At 32.1% G+C, this 18,993-nt stretch carries 15 protein-coding genes and 1 pseudogene; 10 read left to right on the top strand and 6 right to left on the bottom strand.

Annotated elements, in window-relative coordinates; genetic code table 11:
• Positions 1-98 precede the first annotated feature (98 nt).
• Positions 99-1,997, top strand: coding sequence for an amidophosphoribosyltransferase (locus J3S90_RS03995; protein ID WP_210644895.1), 1,899 nt, complete (start codon positions 99-101; stop codon positions 1,995-1,997).
• Positions 1,998-2,277: 280 nt separating this feature from the next.
• Here the strand turns inward: J3S90_RS03995 and J3S90_RS03990 are convergent, their stop codons facing one another.
• Positions 2,278-2,886: a superoxide dismutase gene (locus J3S90_RS03990; RefSeq protein WP_210645509.1), complete on the bottom strand. Its 609-nt coding sequence runs from the start codon at positions 2,884-2,886 to the stop codon at positions 2,278-2,280.
• A 298-nt stretch (positions 2,887-3,184) separates the two neighbouring features.
• Here J3S90_RS03990 and J3S90_RS03985 point away from each other — a divergent pair, with 298 nt between their 5' ends.
• A complete protein-coding gene (locus J3S90_RS03985) occupies positions 3,185-4,156 on the top strand; it encodes a hypothetical protein (protein ID WP_236023877.1) in 972 nt (323 codons plus the stop codon).
• Positions 4,116-6,371, top strand: a complete 2,256-nt coding sequence (locus tag J3S90_RS03980; RefSeq protein ID WP_210644891.1) for a hypothetical protein — start codon at positions 4,116-4,118, stop codon at positions 6,369-6,371. The genes J3S90_RS03985 and J3S90_RS03980 overlap by 41 nt, the downstream gene beginning before the upstream one ends.
• 10 nt (positions 6,372-6,381) lie before the next feature.
• Here the strand turns inward: J3S90_RS03980 and J3S90_RS03975 are convergent, their stop codons facing one another.
• Positions 6,382-7,065 carry a ComF family protein gene (locus J3S90_RS03975; protein ID WP_210644889.1) on the bottom strand — a complete coding sequence of 228 codons (684 nt, stop codon included), beginning with the start codon at positions 7,063-7,065 and terminating at the stop codon, positions 6,382-6,384.
• Between the two features lie 98 nt (positions 7,066-7,163).
• On the opposite strand from J3S90_RS03975, the gene J3S90_RS03970 reads away from it, so the two are divergent.
• From J3S90_RS03970 to J3S90_RS03950, 5 genes are all read left to right on the top strand, one after another.
• Positions 7,164-8,705, top strand: coding sequence for a glycine--tRNA ligase (locus J3S90_RS03970; protein ID WP_210644886.1), 1,542 nt, complete (start codon positions 7,164-7,166; stop codon positions 8,703-8,705).
• Between the two features lie 278 nt (positions 8,706-8,983).
• Positions 8,984-9,799 (top strand): LytR/AlgR family response regulator transcription factor, encoded by an 816-nt coding sequence (locus J3S90_RS03965; protein WP_210644884.1) that lies wholly within the window; start codon positions 8,984-8,986, stop codon positions 9,797-9,799.
• Positions 9,800-9,972: 173 nt separating this feature from the next.
• Complete coding sequence (locus tag J3S90_RS03960; RefSeq protein WP_210644882.1) at positions 9,973-10,215, top strand: 3-oxoacyl-ACP reductase; 243 nt, start codon at positions 9,973-9,975, stop codon at positions 10,213-10,215.
• Positions 10,216-10,313: 98 nt separating this feature from the next.
• Complete coding sequence (locus tag J3S90_RS03955; RefSeq protein ID WP_236023876.1) at positions 10,314-12,335, top strand: ATP-binding protein; 2,022 nt, start codon at positions 10,314-10,316, stop codon at positions 12,333-12,335.
• Positions 12,336-12,362: 27 nt separating this feature from the next.
• Positions 12,363-13,049, top strand: a complete 687-nt coding sequence (locus tag J3S90_RS03950) for a response regulator (RefSeq protein WP_210644880.1) — start codon at positions 12,363-12,365, stop codon at positions 13,047-13,049.
• A gap of 60 nt (positions 13,050-13,109) precedes the next feature.
• Here J3S90_RS03950 and thiL read toward each other — a convergent pair whose 3' ends face one another.
• The 4 genes and pseudogenes from thiL to lepA form a co-directional block, all read right to left on the bottom strand.
• On the bottom strand, positions 13,110-14,156 hold the full coding sequence (gene thiL / locus J3S90_RS03945; protein WP_188049071.1) for a thiamine-phosphate kinase: 1,047 nt from the start codon (positions 14,154-14,156) through the stop codon (positions 13,110-13,112).
• Positions 14,157-14,268: 112 nt separating this feature from the next.
• A pseudogene (locus tag J3S90_RS16180) lies at positions 14,269-14,478 on the bottom strand (type II toxin-antitoxin system RelE/ParE family toxin); the annotation flags it as partial.
• Positions 14,479-14,577: 99 nt separating this feature from the next.
• The gene (locus J3S90_RS03935) at positions 14,578-14,799 is read right to left on the bottom strand and encodes an addiction module protein (protein WP_210644878.1); all 222 of its coding nucleotides are present in this window, start codon (positions 14,797-14,799) and stop codon (positions 14,578-14,580) included.
• Between the two features lie 164 nt (positions 14,800-14,963).
• Positions 14,964-16,760, bottom strand: coding sequence for a translation elongation factor 4 (lepA, locus tag J3S90_RS03930; RefSeq protein ID WP_188049068.1), 1,797 nt, complete (start codon positions 16,758-16,760; stop codon positions 14,964-14,966).
• A 196-nt stretch (positions 16,761-16,956) separates the two neighbouring features.
• On the opposite strand from lepA, the gene J3S90_RS03925 reads away from it, so the two are divergent.
• Positions 16,957-18,237 (top strand): putative DNA modification/repair radical SAM protein, encoded by a 1,281-nt coding sequence (locus J3S90_RS03925; protein WP_210644876.1) that lies wholly within the window; start codon positions 16,957-16,959, stop codon positions 18,235-18,237.
• The gene (locus tag J3S90_RS03920) at positions 18,215-18,982 is read left to right on the top strand and encodes a TIGR03915 family putative DNA repair protein (RefSeq protein ID WP_210644874.1); all 768 of its coding nucleotides are present in this window, start codon (positions 18,215-18,217) and stop codon (positions 18,980-18,982) included. Before J3S90_RS03925 ends, J3S90_RS03920 begins: the two co-directional genes overlap by 23 nt.
• Positions 18,983-18,993 lie beyond the last annotated feature (11 nt).

Here is an 18,993-nt window from a genome sequence, read left to right as displayed (position 1 = left end):
AAAAAAGCAACTAACTGCGCCCTTTTTAGCAAGAGTGATCAATGCTAATTATTACAAATTTATTTTTAGAATAACACAACAATTACAAAACACAAACAATGAGCGACGCTTTAAAACACGAATGTGGTATAGCCCTAGTAAGACTACTCAAACCGCTTGAATTTTACAAAGAGAAATACGGAACTGCATTTTACGGAATCCAAAAAATGTATCTTCTTATGGAAAAGCAACACAATCGAGGACAAGATGGTGCTGGTTTTGCAAGTATAAAATTAGACGTAGAACCTGGGGAACGTTATATTAGTCGTGTTAGATCTAATGATTCGCAACCTATTCAAGATGTATTTACGCAAATTAATGATAGAATAAACGAAGAATTAACCGCTCATCCAGAATATGCTGACGATGTAGCGCTTCAAAAACAAAAGATCCCGTATTTAGGAGAATTGTTTTTAGGACATGTTCGTTACGGAACTTTTGGTAAAAACAGTATCGAAAGTGTTCATCCCTTTTTACGTCAGAATAACTGGATGCATCGCAATCTGATTTTGGCAGGAAATTTTAATATGACCAATGTCCAAGAACTTTTTCAAAGCTTAATCGAATTGGGTCAGCATCCAAAAGAAATGGCAGATACCGTAACTGTAATGGAAAAAATCGGTCATTTTCTAGACGACGAAGTTACAGATTTATACCAAGAGTGTAAAAATGAAGGGTTAAATAAAAGAGAAGCTTCGCCTGTTATTGCGGAACGATTGGATGTAGGGAAAATTTTAAGACGTGCTTCTAAAAATTTAGATGGTGGTTATGCTATGGCTGGACTTTTGGGACATGGTGATGCTTTTGTTTTTAGAGATCCTGCTGGGATTCGTCCTGCTTATTTTTATCAAGATGATGAAATCGTAGTTGTCGCTTCAGAAAGGCCTGTAATCCAAACCGCATTTAATGTTCCTTTTGACAAAGTGCAAGAAATTGAGCCAGGAAGTGCATTGATAATTAAGAAGAACGGAACCATTACTATGGAAGAAATTCTAACACCAACCGTTAGAAAATCGTGTTCTTTTGAGCGTATTTATTTCTCTAGAGGAAGTGATGCAGAAATTTATCAAGAAAGAAAAACATTAGGAAGACTTATTCTTCCAGCAGTTTTAAAAGCAATAGATCAAGATACTGACAATACAGTTTTCTCTTACATTCCCAATACTGCCGAAACTTCATTTTACGGATTAGTAGAGGCAGCACAGGATTTTTTAAATCAAAGAAAGAACAACTATATTCTTAAAAATAGAAATACATTAACTAAAGAATCTTTGCAGGAATTATTAGCGGTAAAAATTCGTACTGAAAAAGTCGCTATTAAAGATGCTAAATTGAGAACTTTTATTACAGAGGATAGCAGTCGAGATGACTTAGTAGCACACGTATATGATGTTACTTATGGTGTGATAAAACCGACTGATAATTTAGTGATCATCGATGATAGTATTGTTCGTGGAACTACGTTAAAAATGAGTATCATAAAGATGATGGATCGTCTTAATCCAAAGCGTATAATAGTTGTTTCATCGGCTCCACAAATTCGTTATCCAGACTGTTACGGAATTGACATGGCAAAGATGGAAGGATTGGTCGCTTTTAGAGCTGCATTAGCGCTTTTAAAAGAGAGAAACTTATACCATATAGTTGATGAGGTTTATGCTAAATGTAAAGCGCAAGAGAATTTTGCAGATACTGAAGTCATAAATTATGTTACAGCTATATATGCTCCATTTGAGCCACAAGAAGTATCAGATAAAATTGCTGAAATGCTTAGTTCTCCTGAGATAAAAGCGGAGGTTAAAATTATTTTTCAAACAGTTGAAGATTTACACATAGCTTGTCCTAAGAATTTAGGAGACTGGTATTTTACAGGCGATTATCCAACTCCTGGAGGAAACAGAGTTGTAAACCGAGCTTTTATGAATTTTTATGAAGGAAAAGACGCACGAGCTTACTAAAAATTAGCGCTAATTGTTTTTAATCGGATATACAAGTTGTTTGTCTGATATATTTGGTAACAAACAAGAACTGCTATAAATTTAGGTCACCATAATATTAGTAGGTTAAGTTTATGGTAGATTTGGGGCAAAAAAGGTGGAAGTAATTCCACCTTTTTTATGCAATAAACTCAAGTAAAATTTAAGGTATAAAAAAAGTCGAATGAACTAATCTGTTCATTCGACTTTTTTATGTTAAAGTAGCTATAGTTTTATATCTAAAACGAAGCTTTTGTCTTAATTATTTTTCTAAAGCAAATCTTTTTGCTACTTCAGTCCAGTTAATTACATTGAAAAATGCTTCGATATAATCGGGTCTTCTGTTTTGATAATTCAAGTAGTAAGCATGTTCCCAAACATCCATTGCTAAAATTGGAGTTCCGCCACAACCAATTCCAGGCATTAATGGATTGTCTTGATTTGGAGTTCCGCAAACTTCAACTTTTCCACCTTTGTGAACACAAAGCCAAGCCCATCCAGAACCAAATTGAGTAGCTCCAGCTTTACTAAAACTAGCTTTGAATTCTTCGAAAGTTCCAAAAGCAGCTTCGATTGCAGCTAATAAATCACCAGTTGGTAATCCGCCACCGTTTGGAGCCATAACTGTCCAGAATAAATTATGATTATAAAAACCACCACCGTTGTTACGAACAGCCATGTTTTTCATGTCAAGATTAATCAAGATGTTTTCTATAGTTTTGCCTTCCATATCTGTTCCTGCAATAGCAGCATTCAAATTAGTGGTATAAGCATTATGATGTTTCGTATGGTGGATTTCCATTGTGCGAGCATCAATATTTGGTTCTAATGCATCGTAAGCATAAGGTAATTGTGGTAATTCAAAAGCCATAATATGATTGTTTAAATTAATGTAAAGTATTATTTTATTCAAATTTAGACATTTAAGTTTGGAATCGGAAATTCTATTTTGTTATAATTTCATTAAATTAATTGATAGTTGCTTCGTTTTATCAGGATAATAATTGATAATCAGTCCGTTTTTAATTTTTAACAGCATTTTTATTCGTTTATATTTAGGATAAAAATCATTCTATTTCTGGATTCATTAAAGCAATTTAAATCACTATTTTTGTAGCTAAAATAACCCTATAATTTTTTTGAAGAAATATTTAATCATATTAACTTTTTTGTCTTTATTAATTTCTTGTACCAAAAGAGAGGTGCCATCGGCTGCTTTTTATTATTGGAAAACGATTTTCAAATTGTCTAAAATAGAAAAGCAATGCTTAAGTGATAATCATGTAAAAAAAATATATGTTCGTTATTTTGACATCGATTTAGATAATAAACGACAGCCTTTTCCTGTTACGGCTGTTCGCTTTGAAACAGTAACAAACGGTTTTGAGATCGTACCAGTTCTTTACATTAAAAATAAAGTGATGCTTAATGATAAACTTGACGTTAAAGTTTTAGCTCAAAAAACATATGACTTTGTTAATCAGATAAATATTAAAAATAAAATTAAGATTCAAGAAATTCAAATCGATTGTGATTGGACGCTGAAAAGCCGAGATACTTATTTAAGTTTTATAGAGCATTTTAAGGCTATTTCTGGTAAAACGCTTTCAGCAACAATTCGTTTGCATCAAATAAAATATTTTGCAAAAACTAAAATTCCTAATGTAGATAAAGGAGTTTTAATGTACTATAACATGGGAGTGATTGCACCAGATTCTTTAAATTCTATTTATGATAGAAGTATCGCGAATAAGTATCTTGAAAGTTTAAAAAAGTATCCTTTAGAAATAGATGTTGCTCTACCAATTTATTCTTGGGCAGTGCATATTCGCGATCATCGTGTCATTGGATTGCGAAATAAAATTGAGGTTTCGAACTTTAAAAAGGATCCAAATTTTGATTTTAAAAATAAAAACTATTTTACTGTAAAACAGTCTAATTATAAAAAAGGTACATTTTACAAAGAGAATGATGTGCTAAAATTAGAGTCAATTTCTCAGGAAAATTTGTTAGAAATGGCAAAGGATTTAAATTCTAATCTAAAACAAATACCTAAAGAAATTATATTTTACGATTTAGATGAAATTAATATAAAAAATTATGAAAAAGATATCTTCCAGCAAGTTATTACTCGTTTTTAGTGCGATTGGCTTATTTGTATATTCGATTATTTATGCCTGCAGTGACAATGGAGATTGGGGTTGGGCTTTTGATTCTAATTTTACTCCAGAGACATTTGTAGATAAATCCTATTCACCACTTTTTTTATCCTCTGATGTGTTTTACGGTATTGGTTTCGATCAAGAACACAACACCAGATTTAACGATGACATCGTTAGTGATTGGAGCGCTTATCTAAAAGGAAGTCTATCCGAAAAAGAAGTTAAATTCTTTTTGGTAGATTCGAGCGTAACAACTGTAGCCAATATTTATTCGTTTTTAAGCACAAAAAAATCGAATTCCAGCGTCACAAAATGGTCTAAAATGATCAATTTAAAAGATAAAAAGATTTATCATTTTATGGAGTTTCTCTACAATGCTCAGGCTATAGAAACCGTATCTATAAATAAGGATTATTGGAGTTATGAACCTCAAAAAGTAGTGTTTTATAATGACGCAAGACGTGTGAAGAATATTGAGCGTTTGTACAATGAAACTAAAGATCCCTTTTTAAAAAATAGGTATTGGTTGCTAACAATTAAAGCAAATTTTTATAGTAACAATAAGCAAATTACTGATTCTTTTTTTCAGAAAACAGAAAGCACCGTTCCTAAAAACACGCTGTATTATAGAGCACTTTCTTATTTGGCAGGATTAGAATATAGAAATCATAATTACGCCAAATCGAATTATCAATATGCCCAAGTTTTTGATAAATGTCCACGATTACGAGTAGTTGCTGCGTATAGTTTTCATCCTTATGATCAAAAGGATTGGAATCAATCTTTAGCAATGGCTAAGAATAATGACGAAAAAGTGGCGCTATGGTCGGTACAAGGATATTATGGAGACGAAATAAAAGCCATTCAAAATATAGTTGATTTAAATCCCAAAAGTGAACATCTTGAGTATTTATTGACTCGATTGATAAACAATCAAGAAAACAAAATTGACAAGTCATTCAAAGACAGAACAGTTTCTCAAAACAAGCAAATTGTTAAAGATAGTATCAATAAAACAGCACTGAATTTAGTGACAACTATTGCTGCTACCGATGCCACTTTAAAACCTTATTTATGGAATATTGCTGCAGGATATTTAGAAACCTTGAATGGCAATTTTGCTCAAGCAGATAAAAAATTTGGTGCTGCAGAAGCTAAAATGCCTAAAACTCCTTTGGCTGTGAGCCAATTAAGATTGCTTCGATTCGTGAATAATTTGAGTAAAATGGATAAGATTAATGCAGCCTCAGAAAAAATAATTATTTCCGATTTGAATTGGTTGTATTTTGAATTGCCTAAACTGAATTTAGAGAATTTTCGTTACGAAAATGCAACTGCTTGGAGTAAGAGTTATATTGCTGCTTTGTATAAAGCGCAGAAAAACAAAGTTATGTCAGAGTTGTTTTCTAAAGAAGCCGATTTTTATGATAATGAAAAAAATATTGAGGAAATGAAGTCCTTTTTGTCTAAAGGAAATAAGATTGCCATTGAAACTATAGCAGAGAAAATTTACGATTTAAATTTATCTAAAATTAATAAATACCAGGCAGTTACGGCCACTTTTAAAAATAAAATTCCCGAAGCAATTGGTTTTATGAAGGAAGCAAGAGACTTGCAATATTTAGTTTTTTATGGCAATCCTTTCAACGGAAAAATTAGGGATTGTCACGATTGTGAACATGTAGAGCGTCAAAAAAAGAAATACAATCAAATAGAGTTTCTTACCGCAATGCAACTTATGCAGGACAAAATAGAGAAGAAAGAAGAGGTGTATGAAAACGCCTTATTATTAGGGAACGCCTTTTATAATATTACTCATTTTGGTAACGCTAGAATATTTTACGAAGGTAGTATTCTAGGTTACGGTTCGAGTCCTTATGAATTTAAAGATAAAATAAAACAAATAATTACAGATTGCTCGCTGGCAAAAATGTATTATCAAAAAGCATTACAAGCTGCTAAAAATGACGAGCAAAAAGCTAAATGTTTTTACTTATTAGCCAAATGTGAGCGCAACGAATTTTATAATAAAAAATATTACACAGCTAATAATTGGTGGGATATCAAAGACGATGGAATTAATTTTTTAGCTTGGAATGGATTTCAAAATTTAAAAAACAACTATTCTAACACCAAATATTATCAAGATGTGATAGCCGAATGTGGCTATTTTAACACTTATATAAATCAGTAAATAATTAAAACTAGGAATGAGCCATTGCCATACAAACAATACTAATTTTAGCACCCGGAATTTTTAGTAAGGCTCTAGAACAGGCCTCGAGGGTAGAGCCTGTGGTTAATACATCATCAATCAATAGGAAGTGTTTGTTGTGATCTTTTTCTGAAAATGAGACATCAAAAACAGTTTCTATTCCCTCTGTTCTGCCTAAAAGTGTTTTCTTAGATTGTGTTTTAGAATACGTATTTCTAAATAATATATGTTCCTCATAATTTCGGTTTAAACTAAAAGAGAGTGCTTTTCCAAAAGTAGTTACTTGATTGTAACCTCTTTCTTTTAGTTTTTTTCGATGCAAAGGAACCGGAATAATAACATCTACTGTTGCTAAGGATTTTATGTCTTTTAAATCTTCAGCGTACCATTCGCCAAGAATAGTTCCTATTTCCTCATGTCCTTTGTATTTTAAATTATGAATGAGTTGTTGTACGATCCCTTTTTTATGAAAATAAAACAGTGTAGAAGTATAAATAACTGGAATCCTGCCATAAAACTTCTTGAAAGCATCGTTTTCGGGATTCAAATGGTGGTTTGTCAAAGGAAGATTGTGTCTGCAACTCGTGCAAATTACAATTTCATTGCTGATCAAAATAGCGTTACAACCCGAACACACTTTTGGAAAAAAGAGATTAATGATGCTTTTAAACATATAATCAGAGATTTAATTGTAAAAATAAACAAATCAGTGGTTCAAACTTCAACTAATTCCTTTTTTTAGTAGTGTACTTTTTATATTTTTGCAGTACTATGGCAAAACAAGAAGATTTATTTAAGAATGTAGTTTCGCACGCAAAAGAGTACGGATTTATTTTTCCGTCAAGCGAAATCTACGATGGTTTAAGTGCAGTCTATGATTATGCACAAAACGGAGTGGAGTTAAAAAAGAACATACGCGAATACTGGTGGAAAGCGATGGTTCAAATGAACGACAACATTGTAGGGCTTGACTCTTCAATTTTGATGCATCCTACAACTTGGAAAGCTTCTGGTCACGTAGATGCGTTCAACGATCCATTGATAGATAACAAAGATTCAAAAAGACGTTATAGAGCGGATGTTTTGATTGAAGATTATGCCGAAAAGCTAAATCAAAAAGCAATCAAAGAAATCGAAAAAGCGCGTATACGTTTTGGAGAAGCTTTTAATGAAGCTGAATTTATTTCTACTAATGCAAGAGTAATCGAATATAAATCGAGAGAAAGAGAAATTCTGGAAAGAATGGGACGTTCGCTTGGTAATGAAGATCTAGAAGATGTAAAAGCATTAATAGAAGAACTTGAAATAGCTTGCCCAGAGTCAGGATCAAGAAACTGGACTGAGGTAAGACAATTTAATTTGATGTTCGGTACAAAACTTGGTGCATCATCTGATACTGCAATGGATTTATATTTGCGTCCAGAAACGGCACAAGGTATTTTTGTAAATTTCTTAAATGTTCAAAAATCAGGACGAATGAAAGTTCCTTTTGGTATTGCACAAACTGGAAAAGCGTTTAGAAATGAAATTGTTGCAAGGCAGTTTATTTTCCGTATGCGGGAGTTTGAACAAATGGAAATGCAATTTTTTGTACGTCCAGGTGAAGAAATGAAGCATTACGAATTCTGGAAAGAAGCCCGTTTAAAATGGCATTTGTCTCTTGGTTTAGGAAGAGAGAATTACCGTTTTCACGATCATGAAAAATTAGCGCATTATGCAAATGCAGCAGCAGATATCGAATTTAATTTCCCATTTGGATTTAAAGAATTAGAAGGTATTCACTCTCGTACTGATTTTGATTTAAAAGCACATGAGCAATTTTCAGGCAGAAAATTACAGTATTTTGATGCTGAATTGAACCAGAATTATGTTCCTTATGTAGTAGAAACTTCAGTAGGATTAGATAGAATGTTCTTGGCTGTTTTTGCGACTTCTTTAAAAGAAGAAACATTAGAAGACGGTTCAACTCGTACAGTATTGAAACTTCCATCAGTTTTGGCTCCTACAAAAGCAGCCGTTTTGCCTTTAGTAAAAAAAGACGGTTTACCAGAAATCGCTCATAAAATTATTGAAGATTTAAAATGGGATTTCAATGTGGCTTACGATGAAAAAGATGCTGTAGGAAGACGCTATAGAAGACAAGATGCTTTAGGAACACCTTTTTGTATTACTGTAGACCATCAAACGATCGAGGATCAAACGGTAACGATTCGTCATAGAGATACGATGAAACAAGATCGCGTTAGTATTTCTGACTTGAAATCAATCATTGAAGACGAAGTTGCAATGAAAAATTGGTTGATGAAAATGTAATTAAACCTTATTTTATAATAGAAAGGCTTTCCGTAAAGGGAAGCCTTTCTTGTTTATAAGACAATATAAGTGCTTCGAAATTCAGCTTAAATCATTGTCTTAATTGGCATGCATTTTAGGTGTTGTTATCAAAACAAATATTCTAAAGTTGATTTAGGTTTTAAAAAAAATCTTTCTGCTTAATAATTAATACTTTTACGTATACTATTTCTAGAAAAGTAGTGTGTTTCAACTGTCTGAATTGTATTGATGATCGTAAATTCAACCCAAAAGAAGTGATGAATTACTCCTATATTATTATTGATGACGATAACGCTGTCAGCGCTTTAATAACAAAAGAAATTGCTGATGGATTCTCAGAGCTTATATTTCTTGCTGCTGCCAATAATTATTCTGAGGGTCTTAATCTCATTTTAGAACACACGCCAGAATTGGTTTTCTTAGAAATTGACCCAACTAATACAACTAGCAATCTGTCTTTATTAATGATTAATGAAGTAAATAGATATTTGAAAACTCCTCCTAGATTTATCATTACTACTAGAAAAAAAAGATTGGCTTTTGAAGCAATACAATATGGTGTTTTTGATTATTTTTTAAAACCAGTTCAACAAATTGATTTTGTAAAATTAATTTTAAAACTAAATAAGAGTGCTATTGCTGAGGAGGTTAATCTTAGTTTAGCAGTATCACGCAGTGAAAAACCAATGTTTATGACACCAGACCAAGGTTTTTCTTCTATGAAATCTCTGACTTTATGTATTAAATCCTATGGTGATTATCGTTATATCGAAGCAGATGATATTTGCTATCTAAGAGCAGATAATAATTCTACAGATATTTATTTATACAATGGTGAAATGATTACCGCCTTTAAAACATTAAAGCATTTTGAAGGAGTTTTATCGCACCCATTTATTAGAATTCATAATAGTTATATTGTAAATCGCAATTATATTTCCAGAATACACAGCGGGAATTCATTGTGTTACATAAAAAATAGTGCTGTAAAACTTCCATTTTCTAAAACTTATAAGTCTAATATTGATCTCATAATTTCTGATTTTTCTACCGGAAATTACTTAAAAGTTTAAAAAGCAGTCAATTGTCATAATTTGAAGGTCGTTCACTATCAGATGGACGTGTTTTACCATATCCGCTTTTGTAGCAAGCAAATCTAGGAATATCCTATGTAGTTTTACAAAAGAAATCAACGAAAACGTGATTTTATACGGTACGATAAATAACAAATTCAAACTCTCAAATTATGAAAAAATCAATCTTAACAATCGGATTATTCTCTTTAGTAATGGTATTAACTTCTTTTACTTCAACTCAAGCCAATACAATATCACTTACAGATAATAACGGAAATGTAGAAATTGTGGGAGCTGGTTCAGCAGGTGGGAATAAAAAAGTGGATATTGTAGGAGCTGGTTCAGCAGGAGGGAATAAAAAACTTGATATTGTAGGTGCTGGTTCAGCAGGAGGAAACAAAAAGGTAGATTAATTACTATTTATCTTCAATATAGTTAAGGCTGTCAATTATTTGACAGCCTTTTTTTATAGCAATTGTTTTGCTATTTTTGGAGAAATATAAAAATTCTATTGAAAAGTATTTATCCATTATTGCTTCTTGTTTTATTTATTTTTCTAAGTTGTAATCAAAAAAATAAATTTAGCGCAACCATAGATTCTTCTGAAGATAGTCTTTCCTCTTATCTTTCATTGGCAAATGATTTTAATTTACCGCCAGAAAAAAGAAAGCAGTTCAATCAAAAAGCTTTTTCTATTATTATTGATCAGCCTAGTGATTCGTTAAATACGGTTAACCTATTTAAAGTAGCAAACCGCTATTATAATATGGACAGATTGCGGGATTTTAAAGCAACAGTAGACATCATTTTAGAAAAGACTATTTCCAATCAAGATACTATAAGTAGAATAAAAGCATATACTTATTTAGGAGATTTCTATCTAGAGAAATCAGTCTCTGATAGTGCTTTTATGTATTATTCAAAAGCAGAGAAGATGTACTTGCATCGAAATAACATGCTTGATTTAGCCAAAACAAGGTTGAATAAGGCGCTGTTGCAGTTTAATGTTGGTGATTTTTTGGGGAGTGAGATAACTGTTTTTAATGCCTTACGTGCTGTGAAAGATGAAAAAAACAGTGTAATTACATATGATTCATATAATTTATTAGGATTAATTCATAATGAATTAGGAAACTATGAAAGAGCTATCGAATATAATTTGAAAGCTTTGAATGCTATTGATTATACTACGCCTTCAATTTTTCAATCCAAAGCTACTTCCTTAAACAATATCGGGTATATTTATCAAAATACGAATAAACATAGAAAGGCTATTGGATTTTTTATTGAAGGGCTTGAACAAAAAAACTTAAAAACAGATAAGGCCTCCCTGTATGCTATGCTTATAGATAATTTAGCTTATTCGAAATTTAAAACAGGTGATTTTACAGGTTTGCCAGAAGAGTTTTATCAGTCTTTGCAACTTCGTGATAGTTTAAAATTGACTTCTGGAATTCTTGTAAGCAAAATGAGATTATCAGAGTATTTTGCTTTCAAAAATGATTCTATCAAAGCTTTAAAATATGCCGAGGAATCACTTATTTTAGCAAAAGAAGTCAAAAATTATAAAAGTGTTTTATTAGCCCTTAAGCGACTTTCAACATTACAGCCGAAAAAAGCGGCTTTCTATGCTAAACAATACATTCGTATTAATGATAGCTTGCAGAGTTCAGAGAGAAAAATAGGAGAGAAATTTACTCGTATCGAATATGAAACAGATCAGATAAAAAGTGAGAACTCTGATTTGATGATTAGGAATAGAAATATGGTTTATTTTTTTAGTGCTTTTGCCGTTTTGGGAATTCTTATTTTAATCATTAAAACGCAGAAGACAAAAAATAGAGAATTGTTGTTCAAACAAGAGCAACAAAAAGCCAATGCAGAAATTTATAATTTAATGTTATCACAGCAAAGTACAATTGAAGAGAATAGGATCAAAGAGAAGAATAGAGTTGCTCGCGAATTACATGATGGTGTGTTAGGGCGAATGTTTGGTGTTCGAATGAATTTAGACAGTTTAAATGGCTTTCAGGATCAAATAGCAATAAAACAACGAACAGCCTATTTGTCAGAATTAAAAAATATCGAACAAGATATTCGTGAAATTTCTCATGATTTAAGTAAAGAAAAATCAGAATTAATCAATAATTTCGTTGTTATACTAGATAGGTTATTTGAAGAACAGCGTAAGACCTATAAGTCAAAATTTATTTCAGTTATAGATGCTACTATTAGATGGGAATCTATTGATAATGCTGTTAAAATCAGTTTGTATAGAATTATTCAAGAGTCACTTCAAAACAGTAATAAATACGCAGATTCTAATACCATAAAAGTATCATTTTCTCAAGCAGAAAATAATCTTAAACTTGAAATTAGCGATGATGGAATAGGTTTTAATCTTAAAACAGCTAAAAAAGGAATTGGTATTCAAAACATCCTTTTTAGAGTTCAGGAATGTAATGGTCAAGTAGAAATAAAATCGAATAAAGGACAGGGAACAACTATAATTATTACGATTCCTATTGAATAAAAAATAATTAACTAAGAACATTTGATAATGGATTCAACAATAAAAAAGAAACAAAGTAATATATTGATTGTTGATGATCATCCTTTTATTATACAAGGGTATAAAAATGCAATTACTCGATACAAGCCTGAAGAATTTGAATTTGTAATCACTCAAGCCAATGATTGTGAGAAAGCATACAATATAATCACCGATGGGAGTATTGATCACTTTGACATTGCTTTTTTGGATATTAGTATGCCTTCTTATGAAGAAAAAAACATTTTTTCTGGAGAAGATTTAGCTAAATTGCTTTTAGAATACATGCCAAATTGCAAAATCATATTATTAACCATGTTTAGTGAATTGCTAAAAATAAAGACAATTATAAAGACAATTAATCCTGATGGTTTGGTTATAAAAAATGACTTAACTTTTGATGAATTACTTTTTGCTTTTGATACAGTTATAAAAAATAAAAAATATTACAGTGAATCGGTTCTTAAAATGATAAGTCAAGCTGAAGCAGATACAATTGAAATTGATCCATTAGACAAGCAAATTTTATTTCATTTGTCCAAAGGAACTAAACTGAATGATATGAATCAGTACATACCGCTAACTTTAGCCGCAATAAAGCAACGAAAAATAAACTTAAAGAAATTACTATCAGTAGAGCAAGGTAGTGATGGTGATTTAGTACGTGAAGCTAAAAATAAAGGACTTTTATTTTAGATCCTTAAAGCAAAAACGACACTTTTAAGGTGTCGTTTTTTTTAGGGTAGTTGTCATGAATTATTCTGCTAAAGCGTTCCAACCTCTCGCTTTTAAAGCAATTTTAGTATTGGCTCTCGTTACTAAATGAATTCCTTCACTTTCTTGGGTCATGTGTCCTATAATTGTAAAGTTTGGATTTCCTTTTATTTTTTCAAAATCCTCCATCGCAATTGTGAAAAGTAATTCATAGTCTTCTCCGCCATTAATGGCCACAGTTGTGCTATCAATATTAAATTCTTCACATACATTTATAAACTGAGGGTCTATAGGAAGTTTATCTTCATAAAGATTACAGCCAACATTAGACTGCTTGCATAAATGCATGATTTCTGATGATAAACCATCTGAAATATCGATCATTGAGGTGGGTTTTATTTCTAAAGCATGTAACAAAGTGCGAACATCTTTGCGAGCTTCAGGTCTTAATTGTCGTTCTATTAAGTACGTGTATGCATCTAAATCAGGTTGTGAATTTGGGTTAACTTGAAATACTTGTTTCTCTCGTTCTAAAACTTGTAATCCCATATAAGCGGCTCCAATATCACCAGTGACCACCAATAAATCGGTTTGTTTCGCGCCATTTCTATATACTATTTCCTCTTCATCTGCTTCGCCAATAGCTGTAATGCTAATGATTAATCCTTTTTGTGATGAGGTGGTGTCGCCACCAATTACATCAATATTATATTCAGTAGCTGCATGTGTAATTCCAGCAAATAATTCGTCTAATGCTTCCAAAGGAAAACGATTTGAAACGGCTACAGAAACCGTAATTTGTGTCGCTTTGGCATTCATAGCGCAAATGTCAGAGACATTTACAACAACTGCTTTATATCCCAAATGTTTTAATGGCATATACGCCAAATCAAAATGTACCCCTTCAATTAATAAATCAGTAGAAACTACTACTTTTTTGTCTTTAAAATCCAATACGGCAGCATCATCACCAATCCCTTTTAGTGTGGAAGCTTGGTTAATTTTAAAGTTTTTTGTTAAATGATCTATTAGTCCGAATTCTCCTAATTGAGCGATACTAGTACGTTGTTGGTTTTTATCTTCTATCATAGTTATTGCGATGAACAAAGCGAACTTGATTCTATATTTAAATTGTTTTGAGGTGCAAAGGTACAAAGTTTTGTAGCCAATGATGGTAAGGATTTTTACATCTTCAAAAATGTTATTTATTTAAATTTATTTTCCATATTTCAGGGTTTCTCGAAGTATGAAAAACTGCAAAAACAATTATGGTTTTTGTATTTTCGTTTATCAAATAATGAATTAAGAAAGGGAATTTTTCGATTTTTCTACAACGTATTTCGCCATATTTGATAGAAAATAAATAAGGGTCTTTTTTTAAAGAATTAATTTGTTTTTTGGTCTGAGTTTTATAGCGTTGTCCTAAACCTTTTGATTATACCTCATGCCATTCATAGGTTTCTTGAATGTTTTTGAAAGCATCACTATCTATTTTTTAAATATAACTCAATTAAAGCGCTTTAGAAACTTCGTCCCAATCCAACAAGCGTTCAGGATTAGTTTTAGCTTTTGCCATTCGTTCTAAAACTATTTTTTGATGTTCAATAGGAATAACCATATCATGATTCCAAATGGCATCATTGAGTTTTAAGCGGTCTTTGGGAGAAAGTTGTTTTGCGGCGTCAATCAATTGATTGACATTGAGGTCGATATTTAGTTTGATAGTTTCCATAAAAACAAAGTTAGTAAAAAAAGGAATAAGATTTTAAGCTTTGAATTTTCGGAAAGAATATAATTTTAAAAAAAAATATAATTTTTCAAACAAAAAAGCCTGACAATTTTTACATCATCAGGCTTCTCAATATTGTAGTTCCCCCTTCGGGGGGCTAGGGGGATTTAATCATTCAATTTCAAAACCGCCATAAACGCTTCTTGCGGAATCTCAACATTACCAACTAATCTCATACGTTTTTTACCTTTTTTCTGTTTTTCCAAAAGTTTACGTTTACGTGAGATATCTCCACCGTAACATTTTGCAGTTACATCTTTACGCAAGGCTTTGATCGTTTCACGAGAAATTACTTTTACTCCAATTGCAGCTTGAATAGGAATATCAAATTGTTGTCTCGGAATTAATTCTCGCAACTTTTCACACATTTTTTTACCAATCGAGTAAGCATTGTCAACATGCATTAAGGAAGATAAAGCATCTACGATTGTTGCATTCAATAAGATATCTACTTTTACTAAATTAGAGGTTCTCATTCCTATTGGTGTATAGTCAAATGAGGCATATCCTTTAGAAACGGTTTTCAAACGATCATAAAAGTCAAATACAATCTCTGCCAATGGCATATCAAAAGTCAACTCTACACGTTCTGTAGTCAAATACGTTTGGTTGGTAATCAAACCACGTTTTTCAATACACAAACTCATCACGTTTCCTACGTAATCAGCTTTTGTAATGATAGTGGCTTTTATAAAAGGTTCTTCAACATGATCTAAACGAGAAGGCTCAGGCAAGTCAGAAGGGTTATTTACAATCAGAATTGTTTCCGGATCTTTTTTAGTAAACGCATGATACGAAACGTTGGGAACTGTAGTAATAACGGTCATGTTAAACTCTCTCTCCAAACGCTCTTGAATAATCTCCATGTGTAACATTCCTAAAAATCCACAACGGAAACCAAATCCTAATGCCGCAGAACTTTCTGGTAAAAACACCAATGAAGCATCGTTCAATTGTAGCTTTTCCATAGAGTTTCTCAACTCTTCGTAATCTTCAGTGTCTACAGGATAAATTCCAGCAAAAACCATTGGTTTTACATCTTCAAAACCAGTAATTATATTAGTTGTTGGCGTTTTTGCATCCGTCAAAGTGTCTCCCACTTTTACTTCTTTTGCCTCTTTTATTCCAGAAATTAAATAACCAACATCACCTGCTGAAATTACTTGTTTAGGAACTTGATTCAATTTTAAAGTACCAATCTCATCCGCAAAATATTCATTGCCTGTAGCCATGAATTTAATTTTTTGCCCTTTTTTTATTTCTCCATTTTTCACGCGGAAAATAACTTCAATTCCACGAAACGGATTGTAGTGAGAGTCAAAAATCAAAGCTTGTAATGGTTCGTCTTTGTTTCCTTTTGGTGGTGGAATTTTTTCGATAATTGCTGCCAAAATATTTTCGACACCAAAACCTGTTTTCCCAGAAGCATGAATAATATCTTCCAGATCACATCCTAGTAAATCAATAATATCATCAGAAACCTCTTCAGGATTCGCAGATGGTAAATCTACTTTATTTAAAACGGGAATAATTTCTAAGTCGTTTTCTAAAGCTAAGTATAAATTCGAAATCGTTTGTGCCTGTATGCTTTGTGCCGCATCCACAATCAAAAGCGCGCCTTCACAAGCGGCAATAGAACGGGAAACTTCATATGAAAAATCCACGTGTCCAGGAGTGTCAATCAAGTTTAAGATGTATTCTTCTCCTTTATACGTGTATTCCATCTGAATCGCATGACTCTTAATCGTAATCCCACGTTCACGCTCTAAATCCATATTGTCTAAAAGCTGTGCTTTTTCCTCACGAGCCGTTACGGTTTGGGTTGCTCCTAATAAACGGTCGGCAAGTGTGCTTTTACCGTGGTCAATATGTGCAATAATGCAAAAATTTCTAATATGCTTCATCTTCTGTGTCTGTCAATTTAAAATCCAAATGCTACTGCATTTAATGTGCAAATATAAGGTAAAGTTTTTAACAATTTTGCCTATTTAATTCGCATTCAATTTTAACAACTTCTACGCTCTAAATTAACTAATTGTTACCTAGTTACACGAAACTTTATACTTAATTTTGCAGTATTAAATCTTTAAATACTTGCTATTGAATTACGAAAAAGTAAAAGAAAAACTGGAGATTCTTGCAGATGCAGCTAAGTATGATGTGTCCTGTTCTTCTAGCGGTGGAAATCGTAAAAATAAAAACAAAGGACTGGGAGATTCATCCGCAACGGGAATTTGCCATACCTATACTGAGGATGGTCGTTGTGTTTCATTACTTAAAATACTACTCACTAATTTCTGTATTTATGACTGTGCTTATTGTGTTACTCGCAAAAGTAATGACATTCAGCGGGCTGCATTTACGGTGGAAGAAGTCGTAGATTTAACCATAAATTTTTACCGAAGAAATTATATCGAAGGTTTGTTTTTGAGTTCAGGAATTTTTAAAAACGCCGATTATACGATGGAACGCCTTGTTCGAGTGGCTAAAAAATTACGTCTCGAACATAATTTTAATGGATACATTCATCTCAAAAGTATTCCAGGCGCATCGGATGAGTTGATGCGGGAAGCAGGATTGTATGCTGACAGATTGAGTATGAATTTAGAAATCCCTACAGAATCTGGACTTAAACTTTTAGCGCCAGATAAAAATCATCAAGACATGATTAAACCGATGGGTTTTGTCAAAAATGAATTGATTCAATATAAAGAAGAAAAGAAAAAATTTAAAAGCACGCCAAAATTTGCTCCTGCAGGTCAGAGCACTCAAATGATTGTTGGTGCAACTCAGGAAAATGATTTTCAAATTATCCAAGTTGCCGATCATTTTTATAAAAATTACAACATGAAACGGGTGTATTATTCCGGTTATGTGCCTATTTCTAATGATGTGAGATTGCCTGCGATAGGATCTCAAGTACCATTGGTTCGAGAAAATCGATTGTATCAAGCGGATTGGTTGATGCGTTTTTATGGTTTTAAAGCCAATGAGATTTTAGACAAAAATAATCCATTCCTAGATTTAGAAGTAGATCCAAAAATGAGTTGGGCTTTGCGGAATATTACTCAATTTCCAGTAATTATTCAAAATGCATCTTTAGAAATGATTTTGCGTGTTCCTGGCATCGGAGTAAAATCAGCGCATAAGATTGTTCAAGCAAGGCGTTTTCAAAATCTTACTTTAGAACATCTCAAAAGAATTGGCGTGGCTGTTAATCGTGCCCGATATTTTATTTCAGTTAGCAATGAAAATTCACATCTTAAGTTTTTAAATGCCTTGAATTTAAAAGAAATAATTTTGTCTGACACCAAATCAAAATTCGAAAATCCTTTTAGCAACCAATTATCATTACTCAATGACGATTCTTTCTTACGATAGTACTTTTGAAGGTTTTTTGACTGCTGTTTTTGAGATTTTCGAATTTAAATATCAACAACCGAAAATCATAAAAAAAGGCGATTCACAGCAAAATATTTTCGCTACTCCTATAGAAATTGTAACAGATGTTACAAAGTCTGATCGTGTGATTAAAAAGCTTACAGATCAGTTGCAAAATGATGGAGTTCGGACTTTGATTTATGCTTTTTTGTCAGAGAAAGTGGGTGTGGAAGATCTTTTGTTTAAAGTGATTAATTACGCTGTGGCCAATAAAAATCAGAATGTGATGAAAGATTTTTCTAACTATGCTGTTTTGCAGGTTTCACAATTAACAAAAAGCGTCGGTAGAGAAAAGCATCGAATGGAAGCTTTTATCAGATTTGAATTATTGAAAGATGGAATTTACTTTGCTAAAATTGATCCGGATTTTGATGTATTAACTTTGATAATGAATCATTTTAAAAATAGATATCAAGATCAAAAATGGCTTATATATGACCTTCGCAGAAAATATGGCGTTTTTTACGATTTAAAAAATATTGAAATAGTATCTTTAGATTTAGATCTCAAACTGATTGATGATAAAAGTAGTTCCGTTTTCTCCGATTCTGAAATTGAATACCAAAAATTATGGTGGGAATATTTTGATCACACCAATATAAAAGAAAGAAAAAACACAAAATTACATTTACAACACGTCCCAAAGCGATACTGGAAATATTTAACCGAAAAGAAAATTTTCTAGACTTGAGTTGA

The sequence above is a fragment of the Flavobacterium flabelliforme genome (assembly GCF_017948675.1).
Taxonomy (GTDB): domain Bacteria; phylum Bacteroidota; class Bacteroidia; order Flavobacteriales; family Flavobacteriaceae; genus Flavobacterium; species Flavobacterium pygoscelis.
Note: the sequence above shows the minus strand (reverse complement) of the source record. Positions and strands in the feature narration are given on the sequence as shown.